The sequence below is a fragment of the Thioclava sp. genome (assembly GCF_048263065.1).
GTDB lineage: Bacteria > Pseudomonadota > Alphaproteobacteria > Rhodobacterales > Rhodobacteraceae > Thioclava.
The window spans coordinates 1-24068 of the sequence record NZ_JBLXEM010000033.1 but is presented as its reverse complement, the minus strand read 5'-3'; the positions used below and the strand labels follow the sequence as shown (position 1 = coordinate 24068).

Here is a 24068-nt window from a genome sequence, read left to right as displayed (position 1 = left end):
TGCTGCCACCCTCAAAGCCAAGCTGGATATTGATCATCGTCCCTATGTCATTCTTGGCGCCTGCAATCCGAAATTTGCGCATCAGGCACTTGAGGCTGAGCCAGATATAGGTGCGCTCCTTCCGTGCAATGTCGTTGTTCGCGAAGAGACGGACGGCAAAACGACGGTGCTGTTCATGGACCCTGCCGCCGTGCTGGGAATGGTCGGAAATCCCGATGTCGATCGTCTGGGCCATGGAGTAGCAATCAAACTGAGACGGGTGGCTGACACGTTTGCTGCTTGAAACATCGAAAATCGTGAAAGGAGATCAAAGATGAACAATACGACTCTGAAAATCACGGGCATGACCTGTAATCATTGCGTGCGCGCGGTAACGAAAGCCCTTGAATCCGTGCCGGGCGTGCAAAGTGCCGAGGTAACGTTGACGCCCGGCTCAGCCGTGGTGACCGGGTCAGCCGATCCGGCCGCCCTGATCGCGGCTGTGCAGGAGGAAGGCTACGAGGCAGAGGTTCAGGCCCATGCCTGAGGTGATCGTCTACACCAGCCCCGGCTGCCCCGACTGTGCCGCGGTGAAGCGCTATCTTAACGCGCAGGGTGTCGCGTTCACAGAGCGCGACCTGTCCCGCCCCAGCGTAGCTGACGAGGCGAAATCGCGCTACGGCGTGCGCGTCGCGCCCATCACCGTCATTGATGGCGAAGCGTCTTACGGAACCTTTGCCGCCCAGAAGGCGCGCTTGGAAGCGGCGTTTGGCGGCGCGATTTGATCTCAGCTTGAGAAAGGACATCGGCATGACACTCAAGACAATTCTAAATTGCGCGGGCCTCGTTTGCGCCTTGGCCCCCCTCGCGCTATCTCCAGCGATCGCCGAGAGTATGATGGGCACAAATCAAGGCATGATGGGGGCCAGTTCAATGATCGGGGGCGCGCGCGACGGCACCGCAACCGCGTCCGGGGGAAAAGGGCTATATCAGCAGGATTGTGCGACTTGCCACGGCCAGACTGGTTCGGGCGGCGTGAAAATCGACGGCGTGGTCAGTTCCGATCTGCGCTCCCCGGCATTGGAAAAGATGTATCACGATAGTGATAATTTACTCGCGCGGGCGATCCTGACGGGCGTTGACGCGAAAGGCCAGACGCTCGACCCCGCAATGCCTCGATGGCGCGGCAGCCTTAACTCGCAACAGGTTTCCAGCATCATCAAATATCTGAAAAGTTTGCACAGTTAACGGCCGGTCTCGGCGCGATTTGTCCCTTGCGACACGTACGATGCGACGACAGGTCGATGGAACTCTTGGCAGGCTCTCGCATTGGCTATGTGTTGCTGCGGTTCCACCCGCAGAGTGCAGACTTAAGCGCTGGCACTATGTTGCGCTCAAAACACCACTCACAGGAATGAGAAATGGAGATTGAAATGTCTTACACATATAACCGCACGCTCAAAGACGTCAGCATTGAAAATGCAGATAAGCGTGTCCGCGATGCGTTGGCCACTGCGGGTTTTGGCATCCTGACAGAAATCGACATCGAAGCGACCATGAAGACAAAGCTCGGCGCGGACATGGCCCCTTATCGCATTCTCGGGGCTTGCAATCCGCAGATGGCGTTCAAGGCACTCCAAGCCGAGCCGCGCGTTGGCACCATGCTGCCTTGCAACGTGATCCTGCGCAAAGTGGATAGTGGCACCGAGATCAGCGCGATTGACCCGGTCGCGTCGATGCAGGCCATCGAAAACGACCAACTGCACAGCGTCGCCAAAGAGGTGCGCGACAGGATGCGAGCGGCCATTGATGCCGTGTGACGACACCTGAGCGAAGGCTCGAAAGGAGATACTCTATGACGCTGACACGACGTGATTTGATTGCAGGGGCAGGAGCAGCGGGTTTTGTCGCAGCCCTGCCAATGGCGGCCTGGTCGCAAGGGCGCGGCACGGCGTTGCAGATGCCCCCTCTACTGGATGCGACATCATCTGGCGCATTCGAGCTTGTTGCGCGGACAGGTGTAACTGACTTTCTGGGCCGCGCGCCCTCCAGCACCTGGGGGTTCAACGATCAGACGTTTCTTGGCCCCATCCTGCGGCTTGGCACCGACCAAACCGTCAATGCGTCGGTCATCAATAACCTTCCCGAACCCTTTGCTTTGCATTGGCACGGTCTTCTTGTGCCCGGTTCTGCCGATGGTGGCCCGCATCTGCCGATTTCTCCCAGCAAAACATGGACCGTCGATCTGAACATCAACCAACCACCCGCCACGCTCTGGTATCATTCCCACACCCATTTGCGAACCGCAGATCACGTTCAAAAGGGCCTTGCCGGGGGTATCCATCTGACCGACGGAAGAGACGATGCGCGTGGGCTTCCCTCGGATTACGGAATCGACGATCTAACCTTGATCATTCAGGATCGCCGCTTCGACCGGGGCGGGCGTATGGTCTATGATCCTGGCGTGCACGATGAGATGATGGGGTTTACGGGCAATGTTATCCTTGTCAACGGGCAGGCAGGCCGCGTAGCCGCTGTTCCGCGTGGCATCATCCGATTGCGGTTGCTAAATGGCTCAAATGCCCGTGTCTATGATTTGGCCTCGCGCGCGGGAAAGTCGCTGCATCTTATTGCCACGGATAGCGGGTTTCTGGATCGGCCAAGGGCGCTGGACAGCTTGCGGCTGGCCCCCGGAGAACGCGCAGAAGTGCTTGTTGATTTGACGAATGGCCGTGACGATGTCTTGGTCAGCGGCGCGAACCAGAGTGTCGCCATGATGGGTGGCGGGGGCATGATGGGGCGAGGTGGCACGATGGGATCGGCCCCGCAAGAGCGCTTTGACATCCTGCCACTGCGCGTCGACACTTCACTTGCCGTGCGGATCGACCGCCTGCCCGAGAGCATCGGTGCAACGATGCCCGATCTTGACACCCGCAATGCGGTTCGGCGCGACTTTTCGCTTCAAACCGGCATGGGCGGCATGATGGTACGCGGGCGCTCGTTCCATTCCATCAACGGCCATTCCTTTGAGATGAACAGGCTGAATTTCACCGCCAAGCGCGGCACGACGGAAATCTGGACAATAGACGGACAGATGATGGGGCACCCATTTCACATCCACGGGGCAATGTTTCAGGTGTTAAGTGAAAATGGCGGCCCCGTTTCGCCGCGCAACCTCGGTTGGAAGGACACCGTGCTGGTAGACGGGCGCGCGCAGATTGCGGTGCGGTTTGATCAAGCGGCAAGCGCGGAAAAGCCGTTCATGTTCCATTGCCACATATTGGAACATGAGGATGGCGGTATGATGGGCCAGTTCAATGTGGTCTGACATGCGCCTTGTAACGCCGCTCGTGTCTGTCGTGGTCGCGGCTGTTGACCGCAAGAATGGTTCCGTGGGCCGAAACCTCGATGGGTTAGCGGTTCTAATCGAGCACTCCCTGGACTGCTCCGGTCGCGCCCTCGAAATTCAGCAAGGGATTTCTGCTGCATGACAACACTTCTCACCATCGTCCTGATCCTCGGTCTGTCGGTTCTTTTCACCGCAAGTCTTCGCATGATCGGCCGGGACGGCATTTCAGGATCGGTTTCTGCGCCCCAACAACGTCCGGTTTTAGGGGGAGGGGATCCCGGCACCCATGCGTGGCAGCGTTTCCACGTCCGCTATTATACGATGACCCTGCTGTTCGTCGCCTTCGAGATGGAGATGATGTTCATGTATCCTTGGGCCGTTGTTTTCATTCAAGAAGGTGCCAAAGCGCTGGTCGAGATGGGCATGTTCCTTGCGATCTTGTCGGTGGGTATTGTTTATGGTTGGCGCGAGGGGATATTTCGGTGGGAATGAGTTGGATCACCCGTTTGGCCAAGCAAGCTCCGGTCCCGGTCTTTGTTGCCATTGTTGATGATGCGCCGGTAGACATGGCGCGCCTTGCGCTGCATCCCGACCTGTCGCTTGTTGACAGCCCGCGCGCGGCGGCGATCCTGCTGGTTGCGGGGACACTCCCGGATGCGCTGATGCCGCATTTGCAGCGTTTGCACGATCAACTGCCCCATCCGCGTGCCACGGTGCAGTGGCAATCGTCGCGGGTGGGTGGTTTATCGGATGCCTCAATTTCGGTGTCGCGCGATGATGATATCGTGGCGGCGCTTAAGGAGATCCGTGACGCGCTAATGTCGGGGGCGCGCCAAAGCGAGCCAGACCTGTTGCCGGACGTGCCGCCCAACGAATGGCGCGGCGTTGGCCCGCATGGCCAGGGTGGCAAAGGGATGATGGGCGGCACACCTTACGGGCGCCCGATGGCCAAAAGGGCCGAGGATATCCGCGACGGGCTAAAGCTTGACGCTTACACAGCGGATTTAGGACCCTTCCTGCCGATGTTTCCGCCGGGCCTGATGTTGCGCCTTTCCTTGCAGGGCGATGTCATACAGACGGTGGGCGTGACCCATCCACCCTTTGACTGCGATTGGGATCAAGGCGCGGCGATGTTGCGACTGCTTGGGCTGCCAGCTCTGGGTGAACGGTCGCTGCGCCCCAAGTCGCAGGATGACCTGGCGCTGACACGTCTGATCCGATTTTCCGGCTGCCGTCGTGCTATTCCGCCCGGTCTTGGGCGCACGCGCGACGGGTCGGATGTGCGTGATCGGTTCGCCCGCCTGATGGCCGCACCGGTTGACCCGATCATCCCAGATATTGGTGAGACTACGCTTGGCGATCTGCTGGTGGGATGCGAATGGCACGAAGCGATGCTCGTGTTGAACAGCTTTGACAGCGGATCGCTGCGCAGGCTTTGCGCGTACACATCCGCACGGGATAAGCAGAGCGGGACTGACACGCAGGAACACGGCGCACATGATCCGCATGCGGGGCACACGACATGAGCCTCGCCGTCGAAATTGCTGCGCTGATCGCGGCCCTGACCGCCGGCATCTTGATCGCTGCGATCCTTGATGAGGGCTGCCGCGCTTGGGTGGCAGGAAGGGGGCGCGTCTCGCCGCTTGCTCCGCTTCGGGTCGCCGCCGCGCACCTGCTCCGTCAGCGCCTGAGCACCGAAGCCCCGGACCGGATGACCTGGTTCCTCGCCATCGCAGGCTACCTCGCGCTTGCCGCTACGGGCCTTGCCTTGGTGCCGATCGGTCCGAATACTGCACTCCTTGGCCTCAACAGCGGCGTTGTTCTTTGGGGGGCGTGCGAGGCGTTGGTGGTCGTCGTTGTGTTTTTGCATGGCTGGTCGCCCAACGCGCCGTTGGCACTGATCGGAGCCTATCGCTATGTCGCCATTGGCCTGCCGATCATGCTGCTCAGCATGTTCGTGCTGATCGCCGCTGCACTGCCAGCCCGTTCGCTTGATCTGCGCGAGATTGTCACCTCTCAGGCAGGCCTCTGGAACGTCATCCGCCAGCCGCTCGGCCTGCCGCTGTTTCTGTTTCTCGGGCTATCCCTGACGCTGCGGGGGCCGTTCGATTATGCTGACAGCTCCGATCTGGCGGGCGGCACCTCGAGCGAGGATTCAGGTGCGAACCGGGCCGGATGGCAGATCGCAAGGCTGGCGATGCTGACGGGGTTTTCGGCGGTGGCGGCTTCGGCCTTTCTCGGTGGCTATCTGGGGCCGGTTCTGCCCGGATTGATTTGGCTGATCCTCAAGACGCTGGTGGTCATGGTGGTGATCATTGCCCTGACCCATTTGCTTGCCCGGATGCCCGCCGCACGGATGCTGACGCTGATCTGGACCGTCCTGCTGCCGCTCTCTTTTGCGCATCTTCTATGGGCGGGTCTGGAGGCGCTGTCATGACCGATATCGCCTTTTATGCCTTGTCTGCACTCGCGATCTGGAGCGGCTGGCGCGTGTTCCGTGTTGATTCCATGATCCGGGCAACCTTTGCCCTGATGGTGTCGTTCATCGCCGTGGGCGGCATCGCGCTCCTTCTGACGGCCGATTACATCGGGGTCGCGACCGTGTTCATGATGGCCGTCGAGATGATGGTGATGGGGCTTTTCATGGTCATGTTCATGATGAATCCCGCTGGTTTGAACCCGATGGAAATGGTGCATCAGTATCGGTTTTCCATCGCTGCCGGGATCGCCGCCTTTGTCGGCCTGAGTGCGGCGGTTCTGACAAGTAATTTGCCCAACAATCCGCTGCCTGCGGGTGGCAACACGCTACGCGATCTCGGGGTCGAGCTTTTGGGCGGCTCGATGCTGATTTTTGAGACAGCGGGTGTGACGCTTTTGGCGACGATGGTGGGCGCGGTCGTGCTGTCAAGTCGCGGCGGGCGGTTCGGGGATGCAGACGCGGGCGCGACGCCGCCGGGGCTTGAGCCGGGCGGGAGGCCCGCTGGCCGTGCTGTGAAGTCAGATGCCGAACAGGGCGGGCATGGCCATAGCGAACCCTCCGATGCCGAAAAGACCGCAAAAGACGACCCGTCCAAACCAACCGGAAAGGAACCCTGAGATGACCCTGACCGCAATCCTTCTCGTTGCTGCGGCCCTGTTCGGTATTGGCCTGTTTGGCGCGCTGTCGCAGCAATCTTTCGTCATGCTGATGATGGGGCTGGAATTGATGCTGAACGGCACTTTGCTGGCGGCTGTTGGGTTTTGGAATTTCACGTTGGCTGGCGCTCCCAAGGGGCAATTGCTGGCGATTTTGGTCATGGCGGTGATGGCCGTGGAACTGGCAATCGGCTTTGCGCTTGTCGTCGCCGTTTATCGAAAACGTCAGGCCGACGTGACCGAGGGACTAGGGACGATGAAGCAATGACGCTCTGGCTGCTGCCTCTGTTGCCGATTTGTGCGGGCGTGATCATCGCCGCGATGGGGGATCGCCCGCGCGCGTGGCTGGCCACACTTGCCGTCGCCATTCTGGGGGCGACGCTGATATTGGCGCTGCTGGCGGGGGCGCAGGGGTGGAGTGCGACGCTGGTTTGGTCTGACACCATCCAGCTTTCCGCCGCGCTGACGCCGATCTCTGCGGCGATTGGTGTGCTGGTGCCCGCAATCGCGCTGGCAGTGACGTTCCACGCCGCCCGCCACGAACACACGCAGGGGATTGGGCGGCTGATCGGATTGATGATCCTTTTTACGGGCGGGATGGAACTGGTGGTTGTGGCAGACGACCTCCTGACGCTGCTGATCGGGTGGGAATTGATCGGAGCCTGTTCTTGGGCCTTGATCGCACACAAATGGCGCGACATCGAAAATCCCCGCTCTGGTCTTTACGCCTTCGTTATGACGCGCTTGGGCGATCTGGGCCTGTTCGCTGCTGTGATGGCGCTGTTTGCTGCAACGGGATCATTCAACTTTGCCGGTATCGCCACGCTGGAGGGACCGCTGCAATGGGTCGTCGCCTATGGAATTTTGATATCTGCGGCGTCCAAAGCCGGGCAGGTGCCCTTCTCGCCTTGGCTGTTTCGCGCGATGGCGGGGCCAAGTTCGGTTTCGGCTCTGCTGCACGCGGCAACTCTGGTCGCGGCGGGGGCCTATATTCTGGCGCGACTGCAACCCTCGCTTGCCTTGGCACCGGGGTTCGGGGCCACGGCCATCACTATCGGCCTCAGCACCGCACTCGCGGGGGGCATCACGGGCGTGCTGCAAAACCACGCCAAGCGGTTGCTTGCGGCCTCGACCTCGGCGCAGCTTGGGTTCATGTTCGTGGCGGTGGGCGCAGGTTATCCCGTCGTCGCGGCGCTGCATTTAATCGCGCATGCGACGTTCAAGGCCCCGCTGTTTCTGTCGGCGGGCTTGGCGGGGGAAGGCGTTGGCACTTACCGGCTTGATCGGATGCGATTGGGCAAGGCGATGCCGCTGCTTGGCGTATTGTCGGCAGTGGCGGCGATGGGTCTGGCGGGTATTCCGGCAACCGGGGGCGGCTGGAGCAAGGAAGAAATTGTGAAAGCCGCCGAGCATATCGATGTCTGGCTGGCACTGGCAGTGATGCTGGGTGGCGCGCTAAGTGCTGCTTATGCGACGCGGTTCCAGCTTTTGGTATTTGGTCGATGCAGCGAGGATGAGCGCGAAATTGCGCGCCCCGGCTGGGGTGAAATCCTTGGCATTGCCGCACTGGTCGCGATGACACTGGGGCTGAGCCTGTTGTGGTTTTCGCCTCTCGCCAAGGCTGCCGCCGCTGCCTTGGGCAGCACATTACCCCATGGCAGCGCGCTCGCACTTGGCCTTTCACTGACATTTCTCGCGGCAGGCGTCGCGGGCGGGCTGTATCTTGTGCGCCACTTTCCAAAGCTCGGAGCGCAAGGGGCTAGCGCCAGCGCGTCAGACTGGCTCGGCCTGCCCGGGCTGATTGATTTGGCGGTGGTGCGCCCGGTTGATGCGTTGGCGCGCGCCGCTGCATGGGTCGATGATCACATCCTTGACGCCGGTCCGCGCGGAGTTGCGGCGCTGGCGCGCAGCGGATCGGCGATCATCGCAGCCGCCGACAATCAAGTCGTCGATCAAGGTATCCGCCGGACTGCCGCTTTCGCCGACTGGCTCGCAAGGGTCAGCGACCGGTTCGGAGAGGCCGTATCCGATGGGATCCCAGAGGGCACCGCCCGCCTGACCGGAATGATCGGTCGCGATTTGCGCCGCCTGCAAACCGGGCTTTCGCACCATTACTACGCCTACATCATCGGCGGCGTCTTCGCCGTTCTCGCCATACTCGCTGCAGGAGCATGACATGCTGACACTCGCCATCCTTATCCCGTTATTGGGGGCGCTGGCAGTTGCGTCCATACCCGGTCTTGGCCAGAGCGCGGCGCGGCTGTTAGCCATTGCCACCTCGGCGGTGTCATTCCTGCCGCTGATGATCGTTTGGATGCGCTTTGACACCGCGCCGGATGCGCCCGCGTTTCAGGCGCTGGCAGAGACGCCGTGGATCCCCTCACTCGGTGTCGCTTGGCGCGTCGGCGTGGACGGCATGTCGCTGGCGCTGGCGCTGATGAGCGGGGTTCTGTTTGTCGCCTGTATTGCGTGGCCGATGGAAAACCCCGAGCGTCCCCGCGCCTATTACGCTTGGTTCTTGTTTCTGCAATCGGTGTCGCTGGGGCTTTTTCTGGTTCTCGACCTGTTGCTTTTTTACGTTTTCTTCGACCTCAGCCTTGTTGGCATGTTCTTTTTGATCGGACGCTGGGGGCATGGCGATGCCCAACGCGCGGCGTTAAAATTCTTTATCTACACGCTGGCCGGCTCGCTTGCGATCCTGCTTGCGATTATCGGGCTGGTGCTGTCGGTCGATCCGATTACCTTTGACATGCGCGCGCTGATCACAGCCCAACCGCTGGCGGGCATGGGACTGCGCAGCGGGCTTATCCTGCTGGGATTTGTCATCGGCTTTGCCGTCAAAACGCCGCTATTCCCGCTCCACACATGGTTGCCGCCTGCGCATGTGATGGCGCCAGGTCCGGTCTCGGCGATTTTGGCGGGCGTGTTGTTGAAAATGGGCACCTACGGTCTTATCCGCATCCCGTTCCAGATGATGCGCGAGACCTTTGCGACCTATGCGCTGCCATTGGCGATTGTTGCGCTTGCCTCAATTCTGTGGGGGGCAATCGTGGCGCTGGGGCAGACCAACCTGAAGCGGCGGATCGCTTATACCTCGGTCAATCACATGGGCTATACCGTGATGGGCATTGCGGCGGCTGGCGCGCTGTTGAGCGGGGTTGAAAGCGCACGTCATCTTGCGCTGACGGGTGCGGTAGTCGAGATGGTGGCGCATGGGTTGATCACCGGGGCGCTGTTTTTGATTGCGGGCAGCTTTTGGTCGCGCAGCCAGACCTACGAGCTTGATGCCTTTGGCGGGCTGGCAAAGGTCGCGCCGCGTCTGACTGTCGCCGCCGTGATCGCGGCTTTTGCAAGTCTCGGGCTGCCCGGTCTGGCCGGGTTCGTCGCAGAGGTGCAGATTTTTGTCGGCTCCTTTGCCGTTTTCCCTTGGATTGCGGGGATTGGTCTTGTGGGCATCGTGATCAGCGCCGCTCTGTTCCTGCGGATGTTGCAACAATTGTTCTTTGGAGATCTTGCGAAGGCCCGCGAAGGCTTTGCCGATGTCAATTTGCGCGAAGGTGTGGTGCTGCTGATGTTGCTGTCGTTGGTTGTGTTGATCGGCGTCTATCCACGCTGGCTTTTGACCCTGATTGGCAGCGCGACCTCTGCCATCGTCGGGGGCTGAACCTGTGCCGATTGGTGACGTAGCCCCCGAAATTGCGATCCTTCTCACCGCCGTCTTGGCGCTGTTATTCGCGACCTTCGCCCCACGGCGGATGCAGGCGGGCGCAGCGGTGATCGCGCTGCTTGGCATCACGATAGCTGCGGCACTGCTTTGGGGGCAGATCGGAGAGGCCCGGTTCACGTTTTCAGGCACTTGGGCGCTTGATGGCGCAAGTATCTGGGCGCGGATGATGATCTTGATCGCGACCGCATTCTGCATCTTGCTGTCGCCGGGATGGTTTCGCACTGATCGGCGACATGGAGAATATTATACGATTCTGCTGCTGGCCGCGCTTGGAGCGATGACGATGGCGGGCGCTGGCGACCTGTTGCAACTGGTAATCGCTGTGTTGCTATCCTCGGTCACGGGCTACACGCTGGCGGCGTGGCATCGCGATTGGGCACTCTCGGTCGAGGCGGGAATGAAGTATTTCCTGATGGGCGCGCTGGCCAATGCGTTGCTGATCACGGGTGTGACGGTGATCCTGGGATTGCTGGGCAGCAGTGGCTATCAAGAGATCGCGGGCGTTCTAGGGCGCGGCGCGGGAGTCTCGCCACTGCTTTTTGTGGGGTTTGCGCTGACGATTGTTGGTGTCGCCTTCAAGCTGGGCGCGGTGCCTGCGCATGCCTGGATGCCGGATGTGGCCGAGGGGGCACCGGTGCCATCCGCCGCCTTCCTGACTGTCGTGCCCAAGATCGGTGCCGCCGTCGCGCTGGCCCGCTTGGTTCAGCTTGTGCCCCCCGAGATGCTGGGCCTGCGCCCGTTGATCGCGGTGTTGGCAGTGGCGACGATGACCCTCGGCAATCTGGCGGCGCTGTGGCAAGACGACCTACGTCGCCTGCTCGGCTGGTCCTCGGTGGCGCAGGCGGGGTATCTGCTGATGGCCGTAAGCGTGCTCGGCCTCAGCCCCGATGCGTTGACCGCGCTGCTGGCTTTCATTGCCAGCTATGCCATCGGCAATCTGGCAGCCTTTGCGGTTGTCGCCCATTTGCGCGGTCGCACGGCGATTGCGGATTATGCGGGGCTGGCAAAGCGGCGGCCGATGGCGGCCACGGCGCTGGTCGTCTCGTTCCTGTCGCTGGTCGGCATTCCGCCTACAGTCGGATTTCTGGGCAAGTTGACGCTATTCGTCACGACGATTGAGGGAGGGTATACTTGGCTTGCTGTTGTCGCCGCCGCCAATACGGTCGCCTCGCTGTTCTACTATGGCCGCGTGATGGGCGGGGTCTATTTTGGCACCCCACCCGATAAGGTTGCAGTGCTTGACCGGCTTGGCGGCTTTGCGATGTGGTTTGCCGCGCTCCTGATCCTTGGCGGGACCGCTCTGGCCGAGTTCGCCCTCGCGGGGTTTCACCTGAGCGTCCTGCTCCCGATCTAATGCGTCAGACGACAATCATCCGCCCCTCTCCGGCAACGGTGCCTTCCGCGTCCCATGTTGGATCACGAAACCAATCTTCCAGCGCGGCGACCGAGTGGGTGTCTAGGTCAGTCCGGTTTCGGCCAGCCCCTCGGGCACGCCCTTCGCGGTGATGAAGCCCGCAGAGTATGACTCGGTCCGCTCAAGTGGGCCGTGTTGGGTGAAGGCCCCGTCGATGCGAAGGCCTTTCGGATTTTCCAGCTTCACGCAGAAGACAAGCCCGCGAAAGCGTTTAACATAGCCGCCCATTTGCCCGAACGGTTTGCAGGAAAACGTGTGTTTGATGTTTTCCTCCATCATTTCAATAATTTCAGCGCCAGTCAGATCGACCCTTGATACCGGCGGATCGACGGGCACGATGTTCCACAGATTCTCGGCTGTAACGGGGCCGGAAGGGATCGGCGCGCCGTAGCGCCAGCCGTTCGAAAACGCGATCTCGATGCCCGCCGCGCGCGCAATCGCGGCCAGGAGAACATCGTCCATCGACGCTTCGAGGCAGGTGCCCCGGTGCAGCGCGATAGGCGTGTGCCCGACCTCCCGCTCAAGGTCGACGCTGACCTCCCGCGCGTCGGCGACGAGGGCGGCCATGTCCGGGTTGGGCTCGAACCTGTCGTCGATCCGGATCAAGGCGTGCCGCACATCGGTGACGCGCCGATCCACAAGTCAGGTCGAGCCGCCCGATGAACGCACCGTGACAGCCCGACTGGATGATCACCGTCCGCCCGACGCGGATCGGTTCGGCGAGACGGTTGTGGGTGTGTACACTGAGGATCATGTCCACCGTGTCCACCACCTGTTGCGCCAGTTCGATGTCCTGCGGCAGGCCGAGGTGGGACAGCACGACGATCAGGTCTGCGCCCGCCTCACGCAGTGTGGCGGAGAGATCGCGCACTTCTTCCGGCCCGTCGGTAAAGCGCACGCCTTCAGAAAAATGCGGTGGCATCGTCTTGTCGATGGTCGTCGCGGCCAACCCGATCACGCCAATCCTGAGGCCTGCCACTTGGCAGATTGTCGTGGCCGGGAAGGGGCGTGACCCGTCGGATTTACGGTAACAGTTTGCTGCAAGAAGCGGGTGGTCTAGCAGTCCGGCCAATCGTTCGACGTGATCCGGTGCCCAGGCAAACTCCCAATGCGCGGTCATCGCTGAAAAACCAAGCGCATTGATCGCGGGCACCAGCGCCTCGCCCTTGCTGGTGACGGCGGTGTGGGTTGCGTGGAACGTATCACCATTGTCAAAGGCGAGAACCGTATCCGGGCATTCGGCCCGCTCCTCGTCGAACAGGGTTCTGATGCGCGCCAACCCGCCAAGGCGCGGGAATGTCGGCCCTTCAGCGGTTCGGATAAGCTCGGGATGCGGGTCGAGGTATCCATCCAGATCATTGAGTTGCAAGATCGTGAGGTCGGGCATCTGGTTTCCTTCAGGCTGGCGCGTGGGCGTTGGCGGGATGGGCTTTTACGGGCATGCCGTGCAAGCGGGCGGCATTGGCGATCACCATGAGAGAGCTTGCCGTCATAGCTGCGGCCGCCGCGACCGGGGGTACCGCGCCGAAAACGGCAAGGCCAAGCGCCGAGGCGTTGTAGAACACCGAAAATGCCAGGTTCTGGCGCAGGACGCGGCGGGCGCGCCTAGAGATGGCAAGCGCATCTCCTACTGCGACAACCCCGCCGCGCGCGATCACGACATCGGCAAGCGCGATCGTTGCCGCCGATGCATCGGTGGCAGCGATTCCGGTCTCCGCGCGCACGATCGCCAGAAGGTCGTTGACCCCGTCGCCGACGAAGACGGTCGGGTCGGGGCTGCCGGCAACCAGCGCGGCCTTGTCCTCGGGTGTGCAGGCGGCGTGTATTTCGCAAGGCTGCAACCCCACCGCCGCGCCGACTTGCGCGCAGACCGCGTGCCCGTCGCCGCTGGCCATGCCGGGCGCGATCCCGGCGGCACGAAGCTGCGCGATGGTTTCGGCGGCATCCGGGCGCAGAGCGTCGCCCAAGAGAAAGGTCGCGGCCCAAGTGCCGTCGATTGCCATCAGGACTTCGGTTAATGCAGCATCTCCGTCCGTGTCGGGCGGGGAAATACCACGGAAGGTCACGAACGCACGGTTGCCGATCAGCACGTCATACCCATCTATCTCGGCCGTCACGCCATCATCCGAGCGTTCGGATGTCGTGGCCGTGAGGGTATCGCCGCCCGCACGGCGCAGCGCCTCGGCCACCGGATGCACGATACCATGTTCGGCGGCGGCGGCCAGTGCCAACGCGCGTGCGTGGTCGAGGCCCGCGCGCGTGCGCACCCGACCGACCTGCGGGCGGCCCATGGTCAGAGTGCCGGTTTTGTCGAACAGGATCCTGCGCGCGGCCCCAAAGCGCTCGGCGGCGCCCTGGGTGCGAAAATGAATGCCCTGCCGGGCCGCCGCCCCGGTCGCGGCAAGATGCGTTACGGGGGCGGCCAGAGCCACCGCACAGGGACAGGCGATGATCAAGACCGACAGGGCCCGCAGGCCCGCTTCCTCGCCCGACAGCCCGGCCAAGAGGCTTCCGCCGAGTGTCGCGCTTGCAAGCACGACGGCAAGCGGCACGATCACTCGTGCCAGCCGATCTGCCAGCCGGTCCACCTCGGGCCGGTCATGAAGTGAACTTGCGATATCGGCACCGATCAAGTCGATCCGGCGCTGACCCATCGGCGCCGTTACCGTAATCTCGATCACGCGTGAGAGGTTGACAAAACCCGCAAGGATTTCGGCACCCTCCGCGAAGTGGCACGGGGCCGCCTCGCCGGTCATGACCGAAGTGTCCAGTCGGCTTTTGCCCCGCAGAATCCTCCCATCAAGCGGCACCCGCTGGCCCGCGCCGACGCGAATGCGGGCGCCGACGGGGATATCTTCTGCCAGGACGTCTTGCTCTGATCCATCGGCATGAACCTGCCGCGCGCTTTCGGGCAGGGCGCTGTGCAACGCGGCGATGGAGCGGCTGGATTTGCGCAGCGTCCCCATCTCGATTAGCCGACCGAGGGTCAGCAGGGTGATCAGCATTACCGAAGTGTCGAACCAGACATGCGTGCCGCCAGTGGCCAGGGACCAGCTAGAGGCGGCAACGGCACCGATGACACCCAGTCCGACAAGGCTGTCCATGCCGGGCACCCCGGCACGCGCGGTGCGCCAACCCGCCAGCAGGATCGGTGCCCCGGCAAAAGCGATGACCGGCAGCGCGGCGGCCCCGGCGGCCAGCGACAGGGCACGGCCCACCGAACCTTCGGCGATGCCTTCGGGGTTGATGTAGAGCAGGATGGAGAACACCATCGTCCACATGCCGAACGCCACAGCAACCGCGAGGCGCATGGCGACACGGGTCATTTCGCGGCTGATCCTCGCTTCCATTTCGTCGGTGTTCGTGGGCGATGTCAAACGATAGCCCATCGCCGAGACCTGACGCGCCACACGGTGCAGATCCGTGCCCGGCGCCCAAGCCATTGCCACCGACGCGCTGAGGAACGAGACTTGTGCATGGGTCACGCCAGGGACCGCCGTAATCGCGCGCCCGACCGCTGCGGCACAGCTCGGACACCAGAGGCCATCGACTCCCACCACAGCGCGGTTCACCCCGTCGAAGGTCGTCGGGTCGAAATCGGTTGCTTCGGCCATTGCGCTATTGCTCCGGCACGACGATGCCGGTGGCCGACGGCGTGTCGGTTGGATCGGCGTCGATCCCGGCGCCGACGACGGTGCCATCGATCGAATCGCCGTAAAAACCCTTGTGCTGGTGATATTGCGCGTCGGCCTCGGCTACGGAAAGTCCCTCGGCGGGCTGTCGCGGGTCGGAAGGACGTTCGTGGCTGTTGACATAGGCAGCCACGTCCCATGCCTCTTGCGGGGTCAGCGAAAAGGGCTGTCCAAGAGGCATGTTTGCATAGATGAACCCAGCAGCGGTGTTGACTCGGTGCATTCCGGCGCCCCAGTTGTAGGAATCCGGCCCCCAGAGCGGTGGAAACGCGTAACGCCCGTTGATGTCCTGCCGACCCTCGCCGTCAGTGCCGTGACAAACCGCGCATCGCTCCGCGAACACCTGCTGGCCGCGCGTCCTGTCATACCCGTCGGCGGGCTCATCAAGGGTTGGGAAGCCCTGGCCGGGGAGCTTGGTGCGGTTCGGCGCGCCGGTGGCGAGCCAGTGGAAATAAGCCTCGAGATCCTTGTAGATTTGATCGCCCGTCGGCGGTGGTCCGCCCGAGGGGCTTTGCCGCGCATTCATCGAATAGGTGAAACAGCCGTTGATCCGGTCTTCCATGGTGTTTATCTGATCGTTTTTGCCGCGATACTTCGGATAAAGCCCCGCCGCCGCCCACATCGGCGCCGAATTCGCGCGACGTCCCGCATCGAGGTGGCAGTTCGCGCAGGCCAGTGAGTTGCCGGTATAGGCGGTGGCATTCGCGCCGGGGTTGAGGAATATCTCGCGCCCGCGTCGGATTGATTCACCATCCTGCTTGGCGGGCATCTCGGACTCGTGCGGCGGGGTGAAATACCCATCCGCGCCGGTCGGGATCGACAGGCTGCTGAGCGCCACGCCGTCCGCACCAAGCTTCGCGACCGTCTCCTGAAACGTCTCGCGCGCCTTCGCGGCTTTCTCGTCCGCCAGTCGCGCCTCGCCGGGTTCCTGTGCAACGCCGAACAGGCGATCGACCGCGTCCATCCGGCCCAGCATCGTCCCGCCTAGGATCAGCAGGATCGCGAGAAGCCCGGCGTATAGCCAGCGATAGACGCTGCGACCGCGGCCGCTCTGTTCTCTTCGGGTCTTGTCGTCGGTCATGCCGGATCCTCCCTCTAGTCGTCGGGATAGCGGGGTTGCGGGGGTGGTAGGGTCGCGAGGTAGTCGGCCACGGCACGCATGTCACGTTGCGACATCGCTTCGGCGACCGACTGCATCAACCCGAGCGGCGAGTTCTGACGTCTACCGGATTTCCACGCGGCCAACTGCCGATGGATATAGGCGGGGTGTTGGCCCGCGAGCGAGGGGAAGGCCTGTTCAACCCCCCAGCCAAGCGCGCCGTGACAGGAAAAGCACGAGGGCAGATTCACCGACCAGTCGCCTTGAAGCGCAAGTGCGCGGCCCCGCTCCATATCGCCGCCAAGCGAGGGCTGGGCATTGGGCGCGGCCTCAAGCCCCGCATAGTAGGCACCCAGCGCAGCCATCTGGTCGACGTCGAGACGGGAAACGACGTATTCCATGTTGTCGTTGCGCCGTGCGCCGTTGCTATAGTCGTGCAACTGCTTGGTGAGATACCCGGCGGGGAGGCCCGCCAACCGGGGCACCGTGAGGCTGCCTTCACCGGCGGCACCGTGACAAGTAGCGCAGGCCCAAGGGGCATCAGCTGCAGTTTTCGCCGACTCGATCAGCGCCAGTATGCTGGTCGTATCGGCCTCAAACGCCGCCTTGGCGTAGGTTTCCGCCGCGATGTTGTGCGGTATGGCGTTTTTTGCCCCTGGGTCTTCTTGGGCTGCGAGCGGTAGTGAGGCGGCTAACAAGACCCCGATAGCAACAATCGATCGCTTCATTGCTTGTCCTCCCCGGATTGTGGCGTCGCCGCAGACACCCCATACCGGTTTTCAAGCGCGAAACCGTCGCGCCAGGGCTGGCTCAGGTCCGCTCCAAGAGCGGTGCGTACCTGTGCAACGTCCGCCCCGGCAAGGTCTCCGGCGTCGTTTGACCATGCGCCGCGCACATAGGTCAGGATACGGGCGATCTGTTCGTCACTCAGGGTTGCGTGGAAGGTGGGCATCCGGCCGTTGTAGAGATGCCCTTTCACCTCGATCGGCCCGGCGATGCCACGCAGCACGATGGCTGCCGGCACCCGCGGTTCCGCCAGAACATACCGTGAGCCGTCCAGCGGCGGAATCGCGCCGCGCACACCAGAGCCGTTTAACTGGTGACAGGTCGCGCAGTAGGTCTCGAAGAGCGCAGCGCCTTCGGCAACAAAGTTGTTATTCTTGGCCGCCGCCTGATCGGCGGGCGAGGTCTCGACCGGGGCAGTACCCTGCGCTTCGGCGTCCCGCGCCATTTGCGCATCGCTGCCTTCCTCGGTTGCGCGCGCATCAAGAAACAGCGTCGCCCCGCTCCAGACCGCCAGCGCTACTGCGATGGCGATCAGCGGCCAGGGGATGGGGTTCTTCAACTCATGCGGCTCGAAACGCTCATCGGCATCGCGGACTGCGTCGTTGAAATCGTCGGGAAAGTCGTTCTTTTCGCTCATTGCGTTTTCCCCCTGTCGGCGTAGCCGTTGTCGCGCAGATCAGGATTGGACACTGGGTAAGTGCGATCGAGGCTGAGGAGATAACTGACGAGGTCGAGCGCCTCTTGCGTGGCCACAACGACACCGTTGTCCGGAAGCAATGCGTCGGGCAACTTCACCACGACATCTTCCGGACCAGCCTCGGCCCTGGTCTCGAACAGGAACGGATAGTTTGGCATGATCGACGTGGGGTGGATTGCGCGCGGCTGGTAGAGATGCGTGAGATGCCAGGCCTGGCTAGGGATCCGCGCTCCGATGTTCAACAGGTCCGGCCCGGTGCGCATAGTGCCGAGCAGGTGCGGGCTGTCATAGGCGTAATCGGGCGCGGTCGAGGCGCGACCCCAGCCCCGGTCGGCATCCGGTCCCTGCTCAGGCGCGCGGGGCTGTTGCGAATGGCAATAGACGCAGCCCAGCGAGACATACTGCGCCCTGCCCCGCAGTTCGGCTTCGGTATAGGGTTCTAGTTGGGGCGGCGGGGCGACGGTGCGGATTTCGCCGGCAGGCAGGATCACAAGGAACACGGTGGCGAAAGCCAGCACCGCCGCAGCCAGCAACAAGAGGGGGACGAGACGGTTCATGACGTGGCCTCCCGCACTCGGTCCGCATGCGCCACATCGCGCGCGACAAGCGGCTCGCGCTCAGCCCCGCGCCCGAGCAGGATCGCGGCCATGTTGACGCCGAAGGCCAAGTGCCCCAGCACCATAAGCGAACCCCCGACCGACCGGCCCATAAGATAGGGGCGCGTCAGTTCCATGCTTTCGAGCCAGTCCCGCGCGGGATCTAGCATCGCCTGACCCTGAAGCCAGCCGCCGACGGTGAGCGAAACGAAGTAGATTGTGAAACCAACGACCACCAGCCAGAAGTGCAGGTGGATCAGCCGGGGCATGGGCCAAACCCGCCCCACCAGACGCGGCACCACATAGTACACCCCGCCGAACAGCACGAGGCTGACGAATCCGTATGCGCCCAGGTGGGCGTGGCCAATAGTGTAATGAGTGAAATGGGTAATCGAATTCATCGCTCGCAGCGCCTCAAGCGAGCCTTGGAACGACGCGGCGGTGTACATCAGCGCGCCGATGGCGACGAACCGCAGCGGCACGCTGGCACGGAACGCACCGAGGTTCGACATCCACAGCACGTGCTGATTGATCGCGACTGCGATGACGGGGATAAACATCATCACCGATTGCACCACGGACAGGGTGACCACCCAGGTGGGCACCGGACCCCCTATCAGGTGGTGCATCCCGACCTGACTGTAAAACAGCGCCAGCGCCCAGAAACCCAGGAGCGACAGGCGATAGGAGTAAATCGGTTTGCCGATGATCCGGGGCAGCAGGTAATAGGCCGCGCCGACCCCCAGTGGTGTGAGCCACAGACCCAACACATTGTGCGCGAACCACCAGTTCACGGTGGCTTGCTGCGCGCCGACATGGAGGCCCGGAATGTTCGCCACGATGAACAGAACCGGGAACCACAGCATCGCCCCTAGGTAATACCAGCCAGTGACGTAGATGTGGTTTACCGTGCGATGGCGGGCCGTCGCCAGCAGCGGGATGACCAGGCAGAACAAGCCGACGGCGAGCGCAATGTCGATCTGCCACGGGATTTCAAGCCATTCCAACCCGTCCGTCCACCCTGCGCCAATGGCGCTGACCCCAGCCGCGATCGCGATATTCAGGATCAACGCGCCAAGTAACGCCAGCCTAGGAAGGCGCAGATGGGTGCCAAAGATCGTGGGCAGCAACCATAGCGCCAACCCGATCGCCCCTACCGAAGACCAGCCATAGATCACTAGGTTCAGATGCATGGTCCGCATCCGACCGAAGGTCAAAGGCGCGGCCCCGTTCCACCAGTCGGGCATGTGCAGCTTGAGCGATGCGATCAACCCGAGGGTCGACCCGATAACCAACCAAACCGTCGCCATCGCCAGCATGAATAGGATGATCCGACGCGATGAAGCGGGGTGATATTCGTGCCCTGTTTCGTCTTTCGGCTGGTCGACACTGTCGGACTGGGTGCTGGGATCGTCCAGGCCTTCATGCCGCGCCTCGGCCCGGAACACGGTGCGCGCATCCTCCTGGGTAAAGCGCATCTGGCTTCGGGATATCGCCCAGATCAGGAAGACAAGCGCCACGAGCGACACGGCAAAGCTGATAAGGACCAAGGTCCCGATCGTGAAAGACAATTTCAATCCTCCCGTTTCTCGACAAAAACTGCTGAATGAATGCTCTTCGCTTTCGATCCGGTCGTTCGGTGTCGTTTTCGTGTAAACGTCTTGTCGGCTTAAAAGTTCCGCGTCTTGGCATTTCCGCAGCGTTGATTGGGTTGTGTCGCATATTTTTATAATGATTTGAAAATACTACCCTTCAGACATGACGATGCTGCCAGCTCTGCAAATTGCCGAAAGGCCATAGAGCCGTTCGTCGCGAACTGTCACTTGTGGAGGCATCATCAGGTTGCGGGGCAAGTCACCTTGTGGGATGTATTCTGATGACTAAACCTAAGCAGTCCGCCGCTTTCAAAGGCCATCTTTTCCCTCCTGAAATGATTGCTTACGCCTTCAGGGCCTATCACAGGATTCCTATGAGCTTGCGCGGGTGTTCTCACATTAACGCGCCTAAGGTGGTTCTGTCGCAAAGTTTGCATTTCCCTGCGCGTCTGAGATCTGTCAGCGTTGTCATGTGGTTAGTGAGAGGCTGGCAGCGCGATCGATTTTAAGGGCATGCACTATCCGAAATCGGTGATCCTGCACGCGGTGTTCTTCTAGGTGCGCTACGCAGTCTCCTATCGCGATCTCGAGGAAATCCTGGCGGAGCGCGGCATCAAAATCGACCACGCCACGCTGAACCGATGGGTGGTGAAGTACGCCCCCCTGATCGCGGCTCGGGCGCAGGCGAAGAATCAGCCCACGGCCACGTCCTGGCGGATGGACGAGACTTACATCAAGGTCAAAGGCAAATGGACCTACCTCTACCGCGCCGTGGGTCGGGATGGCCAAACCCTTGATTTCGCTGCGCGGACCTTGGATCATGCTCTCCGAGCGGCGCAATCTGGCCGCAACCCGACGGTTCTTCAAGCGGGCGATTGGCACGAACGGCGTGCCCGACCGGGTCGTCATCGACAAGAGCGGCGCCAACCTGGCCAACCTGCAGGCGGTAAACGTGATCCTGAAATTCACCGGCGATGGCCGCACCATCGAGGGCCGACAGATCAAATACCTCAATAACAGGTCGTGTCGCGATGGTGGAGGAAATTTGAAGGTGGCGTAATCTCCGAGTGAACTGAACCCACCCAACCGGCGGCTGGAACCGCCAAGGAGATCACGCCATGACAAAGACTACAGACATCAACATGCCTGCGCTACTGGCCAATGAAGCGGGCTATGATCCGATTGAGGATCGGCTGCGGGAGAATATTCGTGCCACGATCGAAGCGGTTTTCGAAGAGGAACTGGACGCGTTTTTGGCGCGCTATCGGTATGACCGTGGCACCGACAAAGCTACGGGTTACCGGCATGGTCGCCGCGAACGCCAACTCATCGGCACTTTCGGCACGGAAACCGTGAGCGTTCCGCGCGCCCGTATCGAAGGTCAGGATGGCAGAATTACCGAATGGCGCTCAAAAGCGCTGCCGCGCTACCAGCGATTGACGAAGAAGGCCAAGGTCCTGATTGCCTCGGCCTATCTGGCCGGGAACCAACACGCGGCGGGTGAAGCGGGCGCTGTATGGGCTATTTCAGGGCGCCGTGGGCAAAGACCTGGTCAGCCGCGCCTGGCGCAAGGTGAAGGTCGACTGGGACGCGTGGGTCGCGCGCAACCTGGCCGATGAAGACATCGTGCGACTGATCCTCGACGGCACTGTCATCAAGACCCGGCTGGACCGGAAGGCCACCAACATCTCGGTGCTGGCGGCCATTGGTGTGCGCCGGGATGGGCAGAAGGTATTGCTTTCCATCCTGAATATGGGCGGCGAGAGCAAAGCAGCTTGGGGTGAATTCCTCGCCGATCTTGATGCGCGTGACCTGAAGCGGCCCGAACTTGTCATTGTCGACGGCGCCCCCGGCTTGGAGGCTGCACTTGTCGCTCTCTGGGGGTGAAGACCTGCCGATCCAGCGCTGCACGGTTCACAAGCATCGCAATCTTCTCGGCCACGCCTCCAAGCACATGCATGACGAACTAACCGAAGATTACCGCGACATGATCTATACCAACAGCGCGGTCGAAATCGAGAAGCACCGCAAGGCATTCCTGCGCAAATGGCGCCTCAAGTGCCGTGCGGTAGCGGATAGCCTGGAGGAGGCCGGGGACCGACTGTTTACCTTCACGAGGCTGGACCCATCGCAATGGAAATCAGCCAGAACGACGAATGCCATCGAACGCCTGAACGAGGAATTCCGCCGCCGCATCAAGACCCAGACCGTGCTGATGAAGATCAGGTGAACGAGGATTTCTCGGTCAACCTGATGGAACTAACCGGCGCAGAACTCCAATCTCTGACAACCGATGATCTTTCAAAATTTCTAGGTGTTATTGCTGAGTTGGTTGAGGCAGAGGAAGATGAGCAGCGCCGAGAGTATCTCGAAGGTTTGGCCGAAAACTTCGGGCTAGACCAGAATACAGCCTGACCCACATCTTCTATGGCTTCTTTGCTGATCTCACTCCGCCGGTTCTTCTGACGCCACATAGTTCGGAGTATGTATAGCGCAGTGTTTTGATCCATCGTTTGCTTTGACGGTAAGACCGTTTGCGATCTTGCACCAGCCGGCGTCATCGTCCTGGCTAATGAGCTGGATTGAGCGGCAGAAGTCGTCGCGTTTGATGTTTGCCTTGGCAAAATAGCACGCGTCGCCATCAGCCAACCTCACCGCAACCAGCATTTCCATCTCATAGAACGGTCAAGTGCTATCCGACGCACGCATTGCCGAGTAACGCGCGAAAGTTGGTGATGCCCTGAGGGGCGGCATATCATGGCGGTGTTCAGACGCCGTCGATTCTCTGCTGAGAAAAGGATATGCCACGTGCCGCAGACTACCATTACCCGACTGCCCGATCCATCGGGATTTACGTCCGATCCATTCACCGAGGTGCTTCGCGACGGGGCGCGCAAGCTGATCGAACAGGCGATCCACGCCGAGCTGGCCACGCTGATGGCGGCGTTTTCCGAGGAAAAGCTCGAGGACGGGCGGGCGCGCTTGGTGCGCCATGGCCACTTGCCGGAACGTGAGCTCATGACGGGCATTGGCCCGGTTGCGGTAAAGGTGCCCCGTGCGCGGGATCGCAAGCCGGGCGACGACAAGATCACCTTCACGCCCAGCATCCTGCCACGGTATCTGCGCAAAGCGAAATCCGTCGAAGAGCTTCTGCCCTAGCTTTACCTCAAGGGCGTGTCCACGGGCGACTTCACCGAGGCGCTGGAGCCGCTACTGGGCGCGAATGCCAAGGGCCTTTCCGCCAAGACCATCGCGCGACTGAAGGTCGACTGGTGGAAAGACTACGAGGCCTGACAGAAGCGCGATCTGGGCGCGCGGCGGTTTCTCTACATCTGGGCGCCCTCTCGGCAGATTTGTTTCACAAATCGCCTGTCAGGTAATAGATGGCGCCTACTTCAAACCACGAATGGCTGAGGAAAAACAATGCGTTCTGGTGATCGTGGGTGCCGACGAATATGGCCGCAAGGAGCTGTTGGCCATGACTGATGGCTCCCGTGAAAGCACGCAAAGCTGGCGCGAGGTGCTGCTCGACCTCAAACGCCGCAGCCTGAAACAGGATCCCAAGCTGGCCATCGGCGATGGCGCGCTCGGGTTCTGGACGGCCCTGCGGGAGGTGTTCGCCACGATCTGGGAACAGCGTTGCTGGGTCCACAAGACCATGAACGTGCTGAATGCGCTTCCTAAATCCATGCAGTCGAAGGCCAAAGGGCATCTGCATGATATTTGGCAGGCCGCGACAAAAGCAGAGGCCAACGTCGCCTTCGACTTCTTCGTCGCAACCTATGGCGTGAAATGGGACAAGGCGGTCGCCAAGCTGGTCAAGGACTGGGACGCGCTGCTGACGTTCTATGACTACCCGGCGGAACATTCTCATGATCGCAGTCAATGATTTTGTCACGCTGGATCGACCGGCCCAATCGCCGGGGGCATTTTGTATAGATGTGCAAGGCTGGAGGTGGAACTGAGACGACGGTTGAGCATACTCTCATGCGCGGGTTG

Annotated in this window: 24 protein-coding genes and 3 pseudogenes; 18 read left to right on the top strand and 9 right to left on the bottom strand. The window is 61.6% G+C overall.

The annotated features are described in order from the left end of the window. The 14 genes from ACN0SD_RS18450 to ACN0SD_RS18385 all read left to right on the top strand — a co-directional run. The coding region (locus tag ACN0SD_RS18450; RefSeq protein WP_417809681.1) for a DUF302 domain-containing protein at positions 1-283 on the top strand (283 nt) is incomplete at its 5' end. Between the two features lie 30 nt (positions 284-313). Continuing rightward, positions 314-526 (top strand): CopZ family metallochaperone, encoded by a 213-nt coding sequence (locus ACN0SD_RS18445; protein WP_417809680.1) that lies wholly within the window; start codon positions 314-316, stop codon positions 524-526. Beyond that, on the top strand, positions 519-764 hold the full coding sequence (locus ACN0SD_RS18440; RefSeq protein ID WP_417809679.1) for a glutaredoxin family protein: 246 nt from the start codon (positions 519-521) through the stop codon (positions 762-764). The genes ACN0SD_RS18445 and ACN0SD_RS18440 overlap by 8 nt, the downstream gene beginning before the upstream one ends. A gap of 25 nt (positions 765-789) precedes the next feature. After that, positions 790-1227: a c-type cytochrome gene (locus ACN0SD_RS18435; protein WP_417809678.1), complete on the top strand. Its 438-nt coding sequence runs from the start codon at positions 790-792 to the stop codon at positions 1225-1227. Between the two features lie 185 nt (positions 1228-1412). Continuing rightward, positions 1413-1799: a DUF302 domain-containing protein gene (locus ACN0SD_RS18430; RefSeq protein ID WP_417809677.1), complete on the top strand. Its 387-nt coding sequence runs from the start codon at positions 1413-1415 to the stop codon at positions 1797-1799. A 35-nt stretch (positions 1800-1834) separates the two neighbouring features. Next, complete coding sequence (locus tag ACN0SD_RS18425) at positions 1835-3307, top strand: multicopper oxidase family protein (protein WP_417809676.1); 1473 nt, start codon at positions 1835-1837, stop codon at positions 3305-3307. Positions 3308-3466: 159 nt separating this feature from the next. Further along, a complete protein-coding gene (locus ACN0SD_RS18420; RefSeq protein ID WP_417809675.1) occupies positions 3467-3820 on the top strand; it encodes an NADH-quinone oxidoreductase subunit A in 354 nt (117 codons plus the stop codon). Further along, a complete protein-coding gene (locus ACN0SD_RS18415; RefSeq protein ID WP_417809674.1) occupies positions 3817-4854 on the top strand; it encodes a hypothetical protein in 1038 nt (345 codons plus the stop codon). Before ACN0SD_RS18420 ends, ACN0SD_RS18415 begins: the two co-directional genes overlap by 4 nt. Then, positions 4851-5765, top strand: a complete 915-nt coding sequence (locus ACN0SD_RS18410) for an NADH-quinone oxidoreductase subunit H (RefSeq protein ID WP_417809673.1) — start codon at positions 4851-4853, stop codon at positions 5763-5765. The genes ACN0SD_RS18415 and ACN0SD_RS18410 overlap by 4 nt, the downstream gene beginning before the upstream one ends. Beyond that, positions 5762-6424 (top strand): NADH-quinone oxidoreductase subunit J, encoded by a 663-nt coding sequence (locus tag ACN0SD_RS18405; RefSeq protein WP_417809672.1) that lies wholly within the window; start codon positions 5762-5764, stop codon positions 6422-6424. The genes ACN0SD_RS18410 and ACN0SD_RS18405 overlap by 4 nt, the downstream gene beginning before the upstream one ends. Position 6425: 1 nt before the next feature. Then, on the top strand, positions 6426-6731 hold the full coding sequence (gene nuoK / locus ACN0SD_RS18400) for an NADH-quinone oxidoreductase subunit NuoK (RefSeq protein ID WP_417809671.1): 306 nt from the start codon (positions 6426-6428) through the stop codon (positions 6729-6731). Continuing rightward, a complete protein-coding gene (locus ACN0SD_RS18395; RefSeq protein WP_417809670.1) occupies positions 6728-8638 on the top strand; it encodes an NADH-quinone oxidoreductase subunit L in 1911 nt (636 codons plus the stop codon). The genes nuoK and ACN0SD_RS18395 overlap by 4 nt, the downstream gene beginning before the upstream one ends. Position 8639: 1 nt before the next feature. After that, entirely contained in the window at positions 8640-10127 is a 1488-nt protein-coding gene (locus tag ACN0SD_RS18390; protein WP_417809669.1) for a complex I subunit 4 family protein, read from the top strand. A gap of 4 nt (positions 10128-10131) precedes the next feature. After that, positions 10132-11544, top strand: a complete 1413-nt coding sequence (locus ACN0SD_RS18385) for an NADH-quinone oxidoreductase subunit N (protein ID WP_417809668.1) — start codon at positions 10132-10134, stop codon at positions 11542-11544. A gap of 102 nt (positions 11545-11646) precedes the next feature. Here the strand turns inward: ACN0SD_RS18385 and ACN0SD_RS18380 are convergent, their stop codons facing one another. The 8 genes from ACN0SD_RS18380 to ACN0SD_RS18345 are packed head-to-tail and all read right to left on the bottom strand — an operon-like array spanning position 11647 to position 20045. Further along, the gene (locus ACN0SD_RS18380) at positions 11647-12171 is read right to left on the bottom strand and encodes a 5'-nucleotidase C-terminal domain-containing protein (RefSeq protein ID WP_417809682.1); all 525 of its coding nucleotides are present in this window, start codon (positions 12169-12171) and stop codon (positions 11647-11649) included. After that, the gene (locus ACN0SD_RS18375; protein ID WP_417809667.1) at positions 12125-12991 is read right to left on the bottom strand and encodes a hypothetical protein; all 867 of its coding nucleotides are present in this window, start codon (positions 12989-12991) and stop codon (positions 12125-12127) included. Before ACN0SD_RS18375 ends, ACN0SD_RS18380 begins: the two co-directional genes overlap by 47 nt. A gap of 10 nt (positions 12992-13001) precedes the next feature. Next, positions 13002-15218, bottom strand: coding sequence for a heavy metal translocating P-type ATPase (locus ACN0SD_RS18370; protein WP_417809666.1), 2217 nt, complete (start codon positions 15216-15218; stop codon positions 13002-13004). Positions 15219-15222: 4 nt separating this feature from the next. After that, positions 15223-16377, bottom strand: a complete 1155-nt coding sequence (locus ACN0SD_RS18365) for a c-type cytochrome (protein WP_417809665.1) — start codon at positions 16375-16377, stop codon at positions 15223-15225. Positions 16378-16391: 14 nt separating this feature from the next. Next, positions 16392-17123, bottom strand: a complete 732-nt coding sequence (locus ACN0SD_RS18360) for a c-type cytochrome (protein WP_417809664.1) — start codon at positions 17121-17123, stop codon at positions 16392-16394. Next, a complete protein-coding gene (locus ACN0SD_RS18355; RefSeq protein ID WP_417809663.1) occupies positions 17120-17818 on the bottom strand; it encodes a c-type cytochrome in 699 nt (232 codons plus the stop codon). Before ACN0SD_RS18355 ends, ACN0SD_RS18360 begins: the two co-directional genes overlap by 4 nt. Further along, positions 17815-18435 carry a cbb3-type cytochrome c oxidase subunit II gene (locus tag ACN0SD_RS18350; protein WP_417809662.1) on the bottom strand — a complete coding sequence of 207 codons (621 nt, stop codon included), beginning with the start codon at positions 18433-18435 and terminating at the stop codon, positions 17815-17817. The genes ACN0SD_RS18355 and ACN0SD_RS18350 overlap by 4 nt, the downstream gene beginning before the upstream one ends. Then, entirely contained in the window at positions 18432-20045 is a 1614-nt protein-coding gene (locus tag ACN0SD_RS18345; protein ID WP_417809661.1) for a cbb3-type cytochrome c oxidase subunit I, read from the bottom strand. Before ACN0SD_RS18345 ends, ACN0SD_RS18350 begins: the two co-directional genes overlap by 4 nt. 537 nt (positions 20046-20582) lie before the next feature. On the opposite strand from ACN0SD_RS18345, the pseudogene ACN0SD_RS18340 reads away from it, so the two are divergent. From ACN0SD_RS18340 to ACN0SD_RS18330, 3 genes and pseudogenes are all read left to right on the top strand, one after another. Then, positions 20583-21087 (top strand): annotated as a pseudogene (locus ACN0SD_RS18340) (IS6 family transposase); the annotation flags it as partial. A 100-nt stretch (positions 21088-21187) separates the two neighbouring features. After that, a pseudogene (locus ACN0SD_RS18335) lies at positions 21188-22284 on the top strand (IS256 family transposase); the annotation flags it as partial. Positions 22285-22295: 11 nt separating this feature from the next. Further along, positions 22296-22484, top strand: coding sequence for a hypothetical protein (locus tag ACN0SD_RS18330; protein WP_417809660.1), 189 nt, complete (start codon positions 22296-22298; stop codon positions 22482-22484). Between the two features lie 30 nt (positions 22485-22514). Here ACN0SD_RS18330 and ACN0SD_RS18325 read toward each other — a convergent pair whose 3' ends face one another. Beyond that, positions 22515-22736: a hypothetical protein gene (locus ACN0SD_RS18325; RefSeq protein WP_417809659.1), complete on the bottom strand. Its 222-nt coding sequence runs from the start codon at positions 22734-22736 to the stop codon at positions 22515-22517. Positions 22737-22877: 141 nt separating this feature from the next. On the opposite strand from ACN0SD_RS18325, the pseudogene ACN0SD_RS18320 reads away from it, so the two are divergent. Next, positions 22878-23937 (top strand): annotated as a pseudogene (locus ACN0SD_RS18320) (IS256 family transposase); the annotation flags it as partial. Positions 23938-24068: the final 131 nt, after the last annotated feature.